Source organism: Halomonas sp. S3-1-1 (genome assembly GCF_023757625.1).
In the GTDB taxonomy this organism is placed as follows: Bacteria; Pseudomonadota; Gammaproteobacteria; order Pseudomonadales; family Halomonadaceae; genus Vreelandella.
Genome location: NZ_JALGBZ010000001.1, coordinates 635,829 through 649,697, shown reverse-complemented (window position 1 = coordinate 649,697; position 13,869 = coordinate 635,829). Strand labels below are relative to the sequence as shown.

Sequence of the window (13,869 nt, the reverse complement as noted above, 5' to 3'; positions counted from 1 at the left end):
AACCCACTTAACCGGCGAACGAACATGCTGGAACGTCTAAAGAAATGGGGCCCCTCGTCGATTCGCGGACGCCTGCTCATCTGGATCGGTCTGCCCTTTACCGGGCTTGCGCTGGCCACGCTGGGCCTAAGCCACGTACTGCTCGCCCGCCAGATCAACGAAACCTTCGACGACATGTTGCTCAATGCCGCCAATCGCTTGGAGCGGCGCCTTTATACCGTCGATGGCGAGCTTCATATCAACATGCACTACTTCAGCGTGAGCACCCTGGGAAGCCGAGGAGAAGGCAAGATCTTCTACCGCATTCGCGATATTAGTGGCGGCATCGTGGCGGGTTTTCCCGGCCTTGGCGACCCGCCAGGTCCGCTCGATGAGCCGCTTTTTTACGACGTCGCCTACGCCGGCAACGAGCTTCGCGCCGTGGCGTTGACCTTTCCATTCAACCGAAGCCGCACCCATACCAATATCGAAGTGATCGTCGCCGAGTCGAAAGAAGCACGCCACACCCTGCTCAACGACTTCATGCTCACTCTGAGTAGTCTCATGGTGGTCACGGGTATTCTGGCCATCACGCTGGCGCTTTTTGCCATTTACCGCGGGCTGGCTCCGTTGACCGCGATCAGCCGGGCGCTCGGTCGGCGCTCACCCAATGACCTCCACCCCATCGCCGATGGCGCGCCTCGAGAGATTCACCCGTTGATCAGCAGCATCAACCAGCTGATGCAGCGTATTCGCCGCAGCATCGAGAGTACCCAGCAGCTCAACGCCGATGTTTCCCATCAGCTGCGAACGCCCATTTCAGAGCTTCGCGCGCTCACCGAAATATCGCTGAAAACCACTCGGGAAGCCGATACCCGCGCCAATTTAAGCGAAATGCAGCGCATCGCCGAGCACGCCAGCCACACCGTGCAGCAGCTCTTGAAATACGCCAAGACGCGCAGCGAACTCTTCGACGACACCCATCTAAAGAAGGTCGACCTGGTCGCGATCTGCCGCCAAGCCTGCAATCAAACGGTGACGGCCATCTACCAGAAGGGCCAAGAACTCTCCTTCGAGCAAGCGGGCCAGCCGCCGAAAGTGCTGGGGGACCCGATCATGCTGCTCTGGATGGTGACCAACCTGATCGAAAACGCCAGCGTCCATGCCGGCGGCGGACACACCTACAAGGGCAGTATCGATATCCACATCGCCGAGGAGGCCGGCCGGGCCGTGCTCACCGTGAGCGACCACGGCGTGGGCGTCGCGCCCGAAACGCTTGGCCAGCTCACCGAGCGCTTTTACCGCCACAACCCGCAAACGCCGGGAAGCGGACTAGGGCTTGCCATCGTCGAACAGGTGGCGACCGCCCACGCGGCCACGCTTTCGCTTTATAACCGGGCAGACCATGGCCCGCCGAACGCCAGCGGGCTGGTCGCGCGGCTCGAATTCCCCGCTAGGGCACCGGCCCCGCCAGGCGCACCATCGCGGGCGTCATGAAAATCAGGATCAAAAGACGCAGCACGTGGTGGGAGACCACGTAGACCGGGTCGATGCCCATGACCGTGGCGATCACTGCCAACTCCCCCACCCCGCCGGGAATCAGCGCCAGCAGCACTGCCACGAAGGCAAGCGGCGTGACAGACGCCACCAGCCAGGCCATCAGCGCCGCCATGGCTAGCGCGAAAACCGCGTAAAGAAGGCCGAAACGGCCCACCTTGAACACCTGAGAAAAGCGCGTGTTGGAAAAGCGTGATCCCACCGAGGAGCCCAGCACCAGAAAAGCGCCGAACACCAGCCACACCGGCAGTTCGTAGTCGAGTCCGGCGTTGGTCAGCACCGCGCCGGCGGCCATGGGGCCCAAAAATTCCGGCATGGGCACGCGAAGCCGCTTCATGAGCCACCAGAAAAGCGGCACGACGAGCAGCGCGGCAATGTCGCAAAGCCTCAGCGCGTGACTATCGCTTTGCAACGTGACCTCATCGACGAACAGACTCGCCACCAGCGCCGCGCCGGAGACCACGGTCACCAAACGCAGGGAGTGGGAAATGGCGATCCAGCGAAGATCGCCCCTGGCGCCTTCGGCCAGCACCAGCGCCGAGTTCATACTGCCCGGGTAGGCGCAAAACATCGCGCTGACGCGCCCCACGCCGGCACGGCTGAAGATCCAGTAGCCGCCGGCCAGCATGAGAGCCATGTAGACCAGCATGGCGATCACGCTGGGATACCACTGCACCAGCCCCATAAGCTCCCGGGCCTGAATACGGCTGCCGATAAAAAGCCCGAGCAGGGCGATGGCGACCACGTGAAAGCGCTTGTCCACCCCGGTTTTGACGCCGGCGAGCGAGGCGCCCATTACCAGAAAGAGCGCGCCCAGCATCCACGCCAGCGGCAATGAAAAAAGGGTGGCGATGACGCCACCCAAACTACCCAACACGAGAGTTCTCAGCGTTCGCAAGGCCATTGGCTACGCCGTACTAGCGCGGCGCTGTTGAAAGCGCTGCATCAAGGGCCGGCCAAACAGCGAAATCACCAGCAGGGCCAGAATGCCCAGCGCCACGGGGCGGGTGAACAGGTAGCTGAAATCGCCACCGCTGATCTGATAGGAGTGCAAAAGCGACTTCTCGGCAAGCGAGCCCAGCAAAAGCCCGATGACCGCGGCGGGCACCGAGTAGCCGTAGTGGCGGAAAATCCAGCCGATCACCGCGAATACCAGCACCGTTGCCGGGCCGGTCATGTTGCCGGTCAAACCGAACGAGCCCATCACCGCCAGAACCAGCACCGAAGGAATCAGGTAGCGCATCGGCACCTTGATGATGTTGGCTAGAAGCGGAATGAACAAAAGCCCCACGACGACCAGCAAAAATACCTGGGCGAAGTTGGCGAAGATGATCGCGTAGACCACGTCGGTTTGCTGGCGGATGAACTGTGGCCCGCCGGTGATGTTGTGCATGGCGAACGCCGCCAGCATCACTGCGGTAGCGCCACCGCCGGGAATGCCCAGCGCCAGAAGCGTTGCCATCGAGCCCGCCTCGGAGGTGCTATTGGCGGATTCCGAGGCCACCACGCCCTTGGGGTTCCCCTTGCCGAACGAGTCGGGGTCGCTGTCCCGGCGCTTGGTTTCCACATACGAAAGCAGATTCGACACCGACGAGCCCACCCCGGGCACCGCGCCGACGAACACGCCGATCAAGCCGCCGCGAATCATCACCCACGGATGGCTCAGCGCCATTTTACAGCCGCCGAAAATCTGTTTGATATCGACCTTGCGCGAAGCCTCGGACTCGACGATGAAGCCCTTGTTGGCCAGCTTGAAAAGCTCCGAGGCGGCGAACATGCCCATCATCGCCGGAATCACGGGAATCCCGTCAAGCAGGTACGTTTGCCCCATGGTGCCGCGGGCCAGGCCCACTTCGCTAAAGCCAATGGTACCGGCCAGCAGTCCCACGAACCCCGCCATCAGGCCCTTGAGCACCTGCTCACCCTTGAGGCTCGCGATCAGCGTCATGCCCCACAAAATGACGATGAACATCTCCGCCGGACCGAGCTTGAGCACCATCACGGAAAGCGGCTGGATCATGATGAACAGGATCACGTAGCCCATCAGTACGCCGATCACCGACGAAGCGAGCGCCACCCCTAGCGCTTCGTTGTGCTGCCCGTTGCGCGCCATGGGGTAGCCATCGAAGGCGGTGGCGATCGCCGAGGACGTGCCGGGAATGTTCATCAAAATGGCCGGAATGCCCGAGCCGAACGAGCCGCCGGTGAAGATGGCGGTGAGAAAGAGCATCGCCTGGATGAAGTCCATGTACATGGTCATGGGCAAGAAGATCGCCATGGCCATGGAGATTTGAAGCCCGGGCGTGGCGCCGAAAATCAGCCCCAGCACGATACCGGGAATGACCACCATCCACGGGCTGAAGCTTGAGAACAAAAGCGCAAGGCTTTGCTCGACTGCGGCAAAATCGATCATGGCGGCTCCTTAGCTGGGCAGCAGCGTGAGGGTCATGGGATAGGGCAGCATCTGCGAAAAGAAGTACACGCTTCCCAACCCGAAAGCGGCGCTAAAGCCCGCCAGTAGCCAGACGTTGCGCTCGCCCTTCAACACCAGAAACAGCGCGATGAACGCCACCGTGGCGATATCGAAGCCTAGGGTTTCGAGTGACAGTACGTAGGCGGCGAACAACCCCACGACCGGCAGCGTTTTATAAAGCGGCTCGTCCTCGTCGGAAGGGCGAAACAGCGTGCGATGCTTCACGCGCAGCCCGAGTTCGAGCACGATGATCACCAGCACCACTAGCGATAGCGGCAGAATCAGCAGAAGGTTTTGGGGGCTGGCTGAAACGCTGTAAGCATCCCACAGATACCAGAGCGTAAAGCACGCCAGCGCCATGAGGACCAGAAAGTCACCATAGTCGCGTTTTTGTGCGGACATGGTGGTTCTCCAAGCCGGCCCTTAGAGCGGGGCCGGCCTTCAGACATCAGTTAAGCAGGTGAGCGTACTGCTCGAAGATTTCGTAGTTTTCGCGCATCAGTTCGTTGGAGCGCTCCGGGCCGACCCAGACGCCGCCCATGTCGTTGCGCTCGAGGTGATCCTGCACCTCCTTGCGCGCCAGCGCGCTTTGAATGGCCGAGGAGAGCGTTTCGAAGCGCTCCGGATGCTCACGCTCCATTTCGCTGGTCACCGCGAAGCCGCGCATCGAGCCCTGAAGAACCGGCACTTCGATATCCATCGGCGCCAGGGCTTCGTTGATCGGCGCCACGTCCCACTGCTCGATGCGCTCGTCGCTGACGATGGCCAGCGGCGTCAGGAATTCGCGAATACCTTCGCTGCCTTGGGCGCTGATCGAGACGAAATCGACCTGGCCGCCGGCCACCGCCGAGCGCGCTTCGCCGCCGCTGTTGTAGGTCACGAGATTCAAGTTATCCTGGTTAATACCGGCCCGGTCGAGCAACAGGCGCACCATCAAATGCCCCGCCGAGCCTTGCACAACGGCGCCACGCACCTGGGTCTCCTCGTCGCGAATGGCTTCGAGAAGCGACGGTAGATCTTCGTAGCCGCTGTCACTGTTGGCGGCGATCAGATCCAAGTCGAACCACTGAAAGTTGACGTAGTTGAAGTCGTCGACACTGAAGTTCGCGCCGCCGGTCAGAATCGAGTTCGTCAGATACGGCGCGAAAGTAGAGGCGTACACGGTGTAGCCATCGTCGGGCATGTTCAAAACATAGTTGGAGGCGACCTGGGTGCCCGCCCCCGGGCGGTTGGTGACCTGAACCGGCACGCCGATCTCTTCCGAGATATAGCCCGACATGGCGCGCGCCAGCCGGTCGGCGCTGCCACCTGTGCCAAAGCCCACGATCATGTTGATGGGCCGTTCGGGGTAGTCATCCGCCGCGGCGGGAAGCGCCAGGGCCAGCGAAGCCACAGCGGCGGTCGCGCCGGCCAGCAGCGATTTCATGTTAAAACCAAACGGAGCGGAGCTGTTATTGGGCATAGCGGTCTCACTTTTTTCATGAAGATTTATACGTTTTTATAGGCAGGCCAGCGCCTGCAGAGCCACTACGCTATGTCACGAAGCTTTCACCAACCTTGCACGCTGGCAAAAGCCAACTAAAGTCTAACGCCCTCTCTTACCCTCACGACTCACTTCATTATCGAGAAACGCGATCGCTGCTTTAATCGCCCCGCCACGCAGTAGAAAAGCCGCAATGTGCCCGCGCCCGTGCTGCAGGTAGAGCTCGGCGGGCGTGCCCTGAGCCGCGAGGGCCTGATAGAAATCCCGGGCGTGATCCACCGGTACTAGCCGGTCCCGGTTGCCGTGGAAGAGGAAAAACGGCGGCGCCTGTGGGGTGAGCTGGCGAATCGGTGAGGCCTGCACGTAGGCGTCGAACACCTCGTCGCGGGTGCCGCCGAGCAGGTTGATCACAAGCTCTCCGTCATCGAATTTCAGCAGATCGCTTGGAAGCCCGCCGACCGCCGCGGCGCGAAGTCGGGTGTGCTCGCCGCCATAGGGCTCGGCCAGCGGCCCGGTTTGGCTTGCCAGCGCCAGAAGGCTCACCAGGTGCGCGCCGGAGGAGTAGCCCACGCCGACGATGCGGTCGGTATCGACCCCAAAGCGCTCGGCGTTATCGTGAATCCAGCGCATCGCCTGCTGCAGGTCATGAAGCTGGGCGGGAAAACGGTAGCGCGGCGCAAAGCGGTACTCGACGTTGAACGTTACATAGCCTTGGCCCGCCAGCTGTCGGGCGATTTTCTCCATATCGGCTGGGCTTCGCCCGCGCCAGCCGCCGCCGTGCACGATCAGCGCCGCCGGGCGCAGGCCCGCGTTAGGGGTGTCGGGCAGGCGCACGCGGGCGGTGAGCGGCTCGGGCCAGCCTGGCGGCGTATAGCGCTCGACACTTGGCGAGGTCGAGCGTACCGAGGGCGATCGCGGGGTTTGGGAGATGGCAGCCTGGGCAATCGCGGTTTCGCCGCTGGTGGAAAGATGGGTCGCGCCGCAGCCGCCGAGCAGTAGCGCCAGGCTGCCTGCGCCTAGCGAGCGGCGAATCACACGAAAAGCGTGCATCGATAACTCCTTTTATCCGGGTGCTTAGCGTATGAGAAGGTCACGTTGTTTGCACACTTTGTGCAACGACTTTACACCGGGCCGCTCGATACTGCAGTCGTCACCTTCGACAGCATCGCATCAAGGAGAGAAACCATGACGCTATCATTTCGCAAGCTCTTCGCCCCGGCTCTGCTGGCCGCCGCGCTGGTACCGGTTGCCATGACCGCTCAGGCCCACCCGCACGACGGCAACGGCCAGGACCGCGAGCAGATGCGCGAGCGCATGCAGGAGCAGCGCCAGGAAGTCTACCAGCGCGCCGAGATCGATGAAGAGAAGCAGCAGGCGCTCAACGAGGCCAACAGCGAATTTTTCGAGGCGATGAAGGCGCTGCACGACGAACACCAGGCGCGCATCGACGAGATTCTGACCGACGAGGAGCACCAGGCGCTGCGTGAGGCCATGCGCGACGTACGCCAGGAGCATCGCGGCGAACGCGGCCGCCACCACGGCGAACAGGGCGACGAAACGGCCGCCACGACCGACGAGGCCCAGGCCGAACAGTAAACGCCTAACCGACAGGTTGAGTTCCAAAGACACCGCCCGGCTCAAGCCGGGCGGTGTCTTTTTATGCATCAAACGCATGAGCGAGCTCGCTGCCTGCAAGACCGTTGGGCGAGGTCGTTGTGTAATACATTAGGGCAGCGTAATTTATCCGGGTTCGCCATTGATCCCGAGGCTTTGCCATGTCCCGCGCTCCCCGCCGCTTTCAGGCCCAACTTCCGCTTCCCGGCCGCGCCCTGCTGAACACCTGGCGCGAAGGCTACACGCTTGGCAAGCTCAAGCGGGACGTGCTGGCGGGGCTGACCGTAGGCGTGGTCGCGGTGCCGCTGTCGATGGCGCTGGCGATCGCCACCGGTGTGGCGCCGCAGCACGGGCTCTACACGGCGATCGTAGCCGGAGCCATCATCGCGCTGACCGGCGGTTCACGCTTCAATATTTCCGGGCCGACGGCGGCCTTCGTGGTCATTTTGTTTCCCATCGTGGCCGAGTACGGCTTGGGCGGGCTGCTCGTTGCCACGCTCATGGCCGGCATGATTCTGGTGGCGCTGGGGCTCGCCCGGCTGGGGAGTCTGATCCAGTACGTGCCCTACCCGGTCATTCTCGGCTTTACTGCGGGCATCGGGGTGGTCATTGCGCTGCTGCAGGTGCCCGGCTTTCTGGGTTTGAACGACATCGAACTTGGCAGCAGTACGCTTAATAACCTGATGGTGATCGGCCGCGCGCTTCCCGGGCTCTCGCCGGCGGATCTGTGCGTGGGGGCGGCCACGCTTGCCACCTTGATTCTCTGGCCGCGCCTGAAAACGCCGGTTCCCGCGCCATTGGTGGGGCTTGGCGTCGGCACGCTGGTAGCGCTCTTACTTGCCTGGGGCGGCACTGAGGTGGCGACCATTGCCTCGCGCTTTAGCTGGGAGGCCGACGGCGTGGCGGGTAGCGGCATTCCCCCTTTCGCGCCTGGCTTTGCCCTGCCCTGGCAGCTTCCCGGCGCTAACGGTGAGCCATTGACCGTCGATTTCGCGCTGATTCAGGCGCTGCTTGGCCCGGCCCTGGCGATCGCCCTGCTGGCGGCCATCGAGTCGCTTTTGTGCGCTGTGGTTGCCGACGGACTGACCCGCACCCGTCACGACTCCAACGCCGAGCTGATCGGCCAAGGGCTTGGCAACGTGATCGCGCCGTTCTTTGGTGGCATGACCGCCACCGCCGCGCTTGCCCGTACCGCGACCAATATCAAAAGCGGCGCCTGTTCGCCGGTGGCTGCGCTGGTGCACTCGCTGGTCGTGCTGCTGGCGGTGATCGCGCTGGCCGGCGCCATGGGCTACGTGCCGATGGCGGCGCTCGCCGCGCTTTTGTTCATCATCGCCTGGAACATGAGCGAGGCGCGCCACTTCGTGCACACGCTGAAAAGCGCCCCGGGCAGCGACGTGGCGGTACTGGTCATCTGCTTTTTGCTCACCGTGGTGTTCGACATGGTGATCGCGGTGGCCGTGGGCATGGGCCTGGCCGCCGCGCTATTCATCCGGCGAATGGCGAAGCTTACCCACACTCGTCGTCTGGAGGCGCCGGCGCCCGCCGCCGCCTTTCCGGACGGCGTCGCCCACTACCGGGTCAGCGGGCCGCTCTTTTTCGGCGCCGCCGAAAAGGCGATGGCGACGCTTCGCGTGATCGACCGCGATGTGCGCATCGTGGTGCTGGAGATGCAGGAGGTGCCGAGTCTGGACGCCTCGGCGCTGGTCGCCATCGACACCCTGCGCCGGGAGCTTGCCGAGCGCGGCGTCGGGATCATTGTGGTCGGGCTAGCACCGCGCATGGTGTTGAAGCTCAAGCGCACCGGCATCCGCCGGCAAGCGGGCCGGCTCGCCGTGGTCCGCCAGCTCGAACAGGCCAGGCGGCTGACACGGCGCTGGCTGGATGCGTCGGTATGAGCACTCGTTATAAAAGCCGGGCATAAAAAACCCGGCCAGTGGCCGGGTCGCTGTGTTTCGAAAGTGCAGCGGGCGGTTTAGAAAAAGCCCATCGGGTTGACGTCGTAGCTCACCAGCAGGTTCTTGGTCTGCTGGTAGTGTTCGAGCGCCATCTTGTGGGTTTCGCGGCCGACGCCGGACTTCTTGTAGCCGCCGAAGGCCGCGTGGGCCGGGTACTGGTGGTAGCAGTTGGTCCATACGCGCCCGGCCTGAATGCCGCGGCCCATGCGAAACGCCACGTTGATATCGCGGCTCCACACCCCGGCGCCGAGGCCGAACTCGGTGTCATTGGCGATCGCCAGCGCCTCTTCTTCGTCCTTGAAGGTGGTGACCGACACCACCGGGCCGAAGATCTCCTCCTGGAAGATGCGCATCTTGTTGTTGCCTTTCAGAATCGTCGGCTCGATGTAGTAGCCGCTGTCGTAGTCATCGTCGAGGCTCGCCTTGTTGCCGCCGGTGAGGAACTCCGCGCCCTCTTCGCGGGCGACGTCCATGTAGGACATGATCTTGTCGAACTGCTCTTGCGATGCCTGGGCGCCCACCTGCACATCGGTATCCAGCGGGTTGCCGCGCTTGATCGCCTTGGTGCGCTCGAGCACCTTCGCCATGAACTCGTCGTACATGCTCTCTTGCACCAGCGCGCGCGACGGGCAGGTGCAGACCTCGCCCTGGTTCAAAAACGCCAGCACGAGGCCTTCGACGGCCTTGTCGACGAAGCTCGGCTCGGCGTTCATGATGTCGGCGAAGTAGATGTTCGGCGACTTGCCGCCAAGCTCCACCGTGGAGGGAATGATGTTCTCGGCGGCGCACTTCAAAATGTGCGAGCCCACCGGAGTGGAGCCGGTGAAGGCGATCTTGGCGATGCGTTTGCTCGTGGCAAGGCTCTGGCCGATCTCCTCACCAAAGCCGTTGACGATGTTGACCACGCCCGGCGGCAGCAGGTCGCCGACGATCTTCATCACTTCGAGAATGGAGGCCGGGGTCTGTTCGGCGGGCTTCAGCACCACGCAGTTACCGGCGGCAAGCGCAGGCGCCAGTTTCCACACCGCCATGAGAATGGGGAAGTTCCAGGGAATGATCTGCCCCACCACGCCCAGCGGCTCGTGGAAATGGTAGGAGACGGTGTTGGCGTCGATGTCCGCCGCACTTCCTTCCTGGGAGCGGATGCAGCCGGCGAAGTAGCGAAAGTGATCGATGGCCAGCGGAATGTCGGCGTTCAGGGTCTCGCGTACCGCCTTGCCGTTGTCCCAGGTCTCCGCCACCGCCAGAAGCTCCAGGTTCTGCTCGATGCGATCCGCCATCTTGAGCAAAATGTTGCTGCGCTCGGCGGCGGAGGTCTTGCCCCAGGCGGGGGCGGCCTTGTGGGCGGCGTCGAGCGCCTTTTCCAGATCCTCGGCGCTCGAACGGGGAATCTCGCAGAACACCTGGCCGTTGACCGGGCTGAGATTGTCGAAGTACTCACCTTTTACCGGCGCCACGAATTCGCCGCCGATGTAGTTGCCGTAACGCTTTTCGAAAGTGACGACGGCGCCGCTGTCGCCCGGATTGGCGTAGATCATGGTAAGGCTCCTAAGCATTATGGTGTTTGAAACCGCTCGCTCAGTGTTGGTCACCCGGCGCGGGAACGACATTAGCCAAACGTCGCAGTTGCCGTCACTGGCACAAAAAAAGGCGGCCGAAGCCGCCTTACTGCGTGAAACGCATGCTTTAGCGCACGATCATTACCGAGATTTTCGCGTGGTGCACCACGTGCTCGGCGTTGGGACCGAGCACGTAATCGGCGAATTTGCGCTTGGTGTGCGAGGCCATGACGATCAAGTCAGCGTCGATCTTCTTGCCGACCTTGATGATCGCCTCCCAAGGCGAGCCGTCGATGATCACGCTTTGGGTCGGAATATCGCTCGGCACGTGCTCATCGATGAAGGCGGCTTGGGCCTCCTTCATCCCCTCGTGGGCCTTTTGCGAAAAGTTTTTCGGAAAGTACGCCCCGACCATCGGCATCTTGAACTCCGGCAGCACGCTCACCAGATGCAGCGACGCGCCAAAGGTCTGACACAGCGTTACGGCCACCGGCAGCGCCTTCTTCCACGAGCTCTCTTCGTTGAGATCCACGGGCAGCAGAATTTTCTGATACATGGCAGTCTCCTGACGTTTTACGTCGCCGCGGTTGTCGGCTCATCCTTTCGCCGACGGCCGCGCTGCAGCAGTACGACCAGCGCGAACAGCCCCAGCGCCGGCAGCCACATCCACTCTTTCGTCCAGCGATCCACCGGGGCCAGCACCTCGATGATCTCCTGATCGAAATCGAGACCCAGATCCGCTGCGGGGCTTCCGAACTCGACCATGTCCACCAGCGTCTGATCGCCGTCGGTGTAGAGTTCTAACCCCAGGTTCTCCATGCGCTCTTCGCCGGTTTCACCATCCGGTACCGGTATTAGCATGTAGGTGGTCAACGGCGCGCCAAAGGCGTCTTCGCCGGCGATCTGAATACGCAGGTTGCTGCCTTCATCGACTCGCTCCAACGCCTCGGCGAACTGTGCCGGCGGGATCGAGGCGTAGGGGTCGTGGAGTCGATCCATCCAGAAGCCCGGGCGGAACAGCGTGAACGCGACCAGCAGCAGCAGGATCGACTCGTACCAGCGGTTGCGGGTAATGAAGTACCCCTGAGTGCCGGCCGCGAAGATCAGCATGGCGATGGTCGCAACGATGAAGACCACGATCCCCTGGGCCACGGTGACATCGATCAGGAGCAGGTCGGTATTGAAGATGAACAGAAACGGCAGCGCGGCGGTACGCAGGCTGTAGTAGAACGCTTGGAAGCCGGTGCGGATCGGATCGCCCCCGGAGACCGCCGCCGCGGCAAAGGAGGCCAGCCCCACCGGCGGCGTGACGTCCGCCATGATACCGAAATAGAACACGAACAGATGCACGGCGATCAGCGGCACGATCAGCCCGTTCTGCTGGCCGAGCATCACGATCACTGGCGCCATCAAGGCCGAGACCACGATGTAGTTGGCGGTGGTGGGAAGCCCCATGCCGAGAATCAAACTCAGCACCGCGGTCAGCAGCAAAATTACCATCAGGTTGCCGCCGGAGAGAATCTCGACCACGTCCGCCAGTACCAGGCCCACGCCGGTTTGCGAGACGGCACCGACCACGATGCCCGCCGTGGCGGTGGCGATACCGATGCCGATCATGTTGCGCGCACCGGTCACCAGGCCGTCCCACAGATCCCACAGGCCCTCCTTGATATCGGTGGCCATCTGACTGCGGCCTCTAAAGAGCGCGATGATCGGGCGCTGAGTGACCATGATGAAAATCATGAACACCGTCGCCCAGAACGCCGAAAGCCCGGGAGACAGGCGCTCGACCATCAGACACCACACCAGCACGACGACCGGCAGAATGTAGTGCAGCCCCACCATCACCGTCGGCCGGGTTTGCGGCAGTTTCACTACCGCCTGGTTGGGGTCGTCGACCTCGAGCTCCGGGTATTGAGCGCCGATCTTCAAAAGGCCGATATAGATCACCGCCAGCCCTACCGACACGACCCAAGGCGTCGCCTCGCCCAGGACCGGCTTGAGCCAACCCAGCCCGTAATAGACGCCGATGGAGAGCGCCATCAACAGTAGAAGCCCGGTCAAAAAGCCGATCACCTTGTTCAAAAGCGGGCGCGGCGGGTTGCCCGAGGGCAGGCCCCGCATGTCCGCCTTCAGCGCTTCCAGGTGTACGATGTAGATCAGCGCGATATAGGAAATCAGCGCCGGCAGAAAGGCGTGCTTGATGACCTCGACGTAGGAGATGCCCACGTACTCGACCATCAAAAACGCCGCCGCGCCCATGACCGGCGGCATGATCTGACCGTTGACCGATGACGACACTTCCACCGCCCCGGCCTTCTCGGCGCTAAAACCGACCCGCTTCATCATCGGGATGGTGAAGGTACCGGTGGTGACGGTATTGGCAATGGAGGAGCCGGAAATCAGGCCGGTCATACCCGAGGCTACAACGGCCGCCTTGGCCGGGCCGCCCTTGAAGTGGCCCAGCATCGAGAAGGCCACCTTGATGAAATAGTTGCCGGCGCCCGCTTTATCGAGCAGCGCGCCAAACAGTACGAACAGGAACACGAAGCTGGTCGATACCCCCAGCGCGATACCGAACACACCTTGGGTGCCTAGCCACTGGTGGTTGATCAACCCACCCAGGCTGACGCCGCGGTGGGCGAGAATGCCGGGCATGTAAGGGCCAAAAAGCGAATAGGCGATAAATATCGCCGCCACCACCATCAAGGGTGGGCCGAGCGCGCGCCGGGTCGCCTCCAGCAGCATGACGATGCCCACCACGCCGACCACGATATCCTGGGTGATCGGGCGCCCGGCTCGGGTGGCAAGGTCGTCATAGAAGATGAACAGATAAGCGCCGCAGAACGCGGCCACGGCGGCGAACGCCCAGTCCTGCAGCGGCACGCGGTCGCGCGGCGAGCGCTTGAGCGCCGGGTAGGCCATAAAGGCCAGAAAGAGCGCAAAGGCCAGGTGGATCGAGCGCGCTTCGGTCGCGCTGAACACGCCAAACCCCAGCATGTAAGGCAGCGGCGAGGCGATCCAAAGCTGGAACACCGACCAGACGGCGGCAATACCCACCAAAAGCTTGCCCGGCGCCCCTAGAGGTTTGCGCGCGCCGGTATCGCTTGCAGCGACCATATCGTCCAGGTCGTGCTGCGCGGTGCTCAAGGCTGTTTTTTCGTCTTGCATACGCTTGTCCTTTTCAAGATCCGCGCCGGTCGATCGCGCCTTAAGCGACGCTTTCGACGTGATGTATAACGTCGC

General features: G+C 62.6%; 11 protein-coding genes. 3 read left to right on the top strand and 8 right to left on the bottom strand.

The genetic code is table 11. The features are described 5' to 3' along the window. The first annotated feature begins 24 nt into the window (after positions 1-24). On the top strand, positions 25-1,476 hold the full coding sequence (locus tag MQW23_RS03130) for a sensor histidine kinase (RefSeq protein WP_252106352.1): 1,452 nt from the start codon (positions 25-27) through the stop codon (positions 1,474-1,476). Here MQW23_RS03130 and MQW23_RS03125 read toward each other — a convergent pair. From MQW23_RS03125 to MQW23_RS03105, 5 genes are all read right to left on the bottom strand, one after another. Then, positions 1,433-2,440 carry an AbrB family transcriptional regulator gene (locus MQW23_RS03125; RefSeq protein WP_252106351.1) on the bottom strand — a complete coding sequence of 336 codons (1,008 nt, stop codon included), beginning with the start codon at positions 2,438-2,440 and terminating at the stop codon, positions 1,433-1,435. The two genes, MQW23_RS03130 and MQW23_RS03125, sit on opposite strands and share 44 nt — an antisense overlap. A gap of 3 nt (positions 2,441-2,443) precedes the next feature. Then, complete coding sequence (locus MQW23_RS03120; RefSeq protein WP_252106350.1) at positions 2,444-3,949, bottom strand: tripartite tricarboxylate transporter permease; 1,506 nt, start codon at positions 3,947-3,949, stop codon at positions 2,444-2,446. Positions 3,950-3,958: 9 nt separating this feature from the next. Further along, a complete protein-coding gene (locus tag MQW23_RS03115) occupies positions 3,959-4,411 on the bottom strand; it encodes a tripartite tricarboxylate transporter TctB family protein (RefSeq protein WP_252106349.1) in 453 nt (150 codons plus the stop codon). A gap of 46 nt (positions 4,412-4,457) precedes the next feature. Further along, positions 4,458-5,471 (bottom strand): Bug family tripartite tricarboxylate transporter substrate binding protein, encoded by a 1,014-nt coding sequence (locus MQW23_RS03110; protein ID WP_252106348.1) that lies wholly within the window; start codon positions 5,469-5,471, stop codon positions 4,458-4,460. Between the two features lie 123 nt (positions 5,472-5,594). Beyond that, positions 5,595-6,542: an alpha/beta hydrolase gene (locus tag MQW23_RS03105; RefSeq protein ID WP_252106347.1), complete on the bottom strand. Its 948-nt coding sequence runs from the start codon at positions 6,540-6,542 to the stop codon at positions 5,595-5,597. A 135-nt stretch (positions 6,543-6,677) separates the two neighbouring features. Between MQW23_RS03105 and MQW23_RS03100 the strand changes: the two genes are divergently transcribed. Then, entirely contained in the window at positions 6,678-7,088 is a 411-nt protein-coding gene (locus MQW23_RS03100; protein WP_252106346.1) for a hypothetical protein, read from the top strand. 179 nt (positions 7,089-7,267) lie between these two features. Further along, on the top strand, positions 7,268-9,004 hold the full coding sequence (gene dauA / locus MQW23_RS03095) for a C4-dicarboxylic acid transporter DauA (protein ID WP_252106345.1): 1,737 nt from the start codon (positions 7,268-7,270) through the stop codon (positions 9,002-9,004). Positions 9,005-9,081: 77 nt separating this feature from the next. Here the strand turns inward: dauA and exaC are convergent, their stop codons facing one another. From exaC to MQW23_RS03080, 3 genes are all read right to left on the bottom strand, one after another. After that, positions 9,082-10,602 (bottom strand): acetaldehyde dehydrogenase ExaC, encoded by a 1,521-nt coding sequence (gene exaC / locus MQW23_RS03090; protein ID WP_252106344.1) that lies wholly within the window; start codon positions 10,600-10,602, stop codon positions 9,082-9,084. Positions 10,603-10,750: 148 nt separating this feature from the next. After that, entirely contained in the window at positions 10,751-11,179 is a 429-nt protein-coding gene (locus MQW23_RS03085; protein WP_252106343.1) for a universal stress protein, read from the bottom strand. Between the two features lie 17 nt (positions 11,180-11,196). Then, positions 11,197-13,794: a TRAP transporter permease gene (locus MQW23_RS03080; protein ID WP_252106342.1), complete on the bottom strand. Its 2,598-nt coding sequence runs from the start codon at positions 13,792-13,794 to the stop codon at positions 11,197-11,199. Between the last annotated feature and the right edge of the window lie 75 nt (positions 13,795-13,869).

What these genes read in the sequence shown, in the direction of transcription:
- MQW23_RS03130 (WP_252106352.1), top strand. Translation starts at nt 25, where the DNA reads ATGCTGGAACGTCTAAAGAAATGGGGCCCCTCGTCGATTCGCGGACGC.
- MQW23_RS03125 (WP_252106351.1), bottom strand. Translation starts at nt 2,440, where the DNA reads ATGGCCTTGCGAACGCTGAGAACTCTCGTGTTGGGTAGTTTGGGTGGC.
- MQW23_RS03120 (WP_252106350.1), bottom strand. Translation starts at nt 3,949, where the DNA reads ATGATCGATTTTGCCGCAGTCGAGCAAAGCCTTGCGCTTTTGTTCTCA.
- MQW23_RS03115 (WP_252106349.1), bottom strand. Translation starts at nt 4,411, where the DNA reads ATGTCCGCACAAAAACGCGACTATGGTGACTTTCTGGTCCTCATGGCG.
- MQW23_RS03110 (WP_252106348.1), bottom strand. Translation starts at nt 5,471, where the DNA reads ATGCCCAATAACAGCTCCGCTCCGTTTGGTTTTAACATGAAATCGCTG.
- MQW23_RS03105 (WP_252106347.1), bottom strand. Translation starts at nt 6,542, where the DNA reads ATGCACGCTTTTCGTGTGATTCGCCGCTCGCTAGGCGCAGGCAGCCTG.
- MQW23_RS03100 (WP_252106346.1), top strand. Translation starts at nt 6,678, where the DNA reads ATGACGCTATCATTTCGCAAGCTCTTCGCCCCGGCTCTGCTGGCCGCC.
- dauA (WP_252106345.1), top strand. Translation starts at nt 7,268, where the DNA reads ATGTCCCGCGCTCCCCGCCGCTTTCAGGCCCAACTTCCGCTTCCCGGC.
- exaC (WP_252106344.1), bottom strand. Translation starts at nt 10,602, where the DNA reads ATGATCTACGCCAATCCGGGCGACAGCGGCGCCGTCGTCACTTTCGAA.
- MQW23_RS03085 (WP_252106343.1), bottom strand. Translation starts at nt 11,179, where the DNA reads ATGTATCAGAAAATTCTGCTGCCCGTGGATCTCAACGAAGAGAGCTCG.
- MQW23_RS03080 (WP_252106342.1), bottom strand. Translation starts at nt 13,794, where the DNA reads ATGCAAGACGAAAAAACAGCCTTGAGCACCGCGCAGCACGACCTGGAC.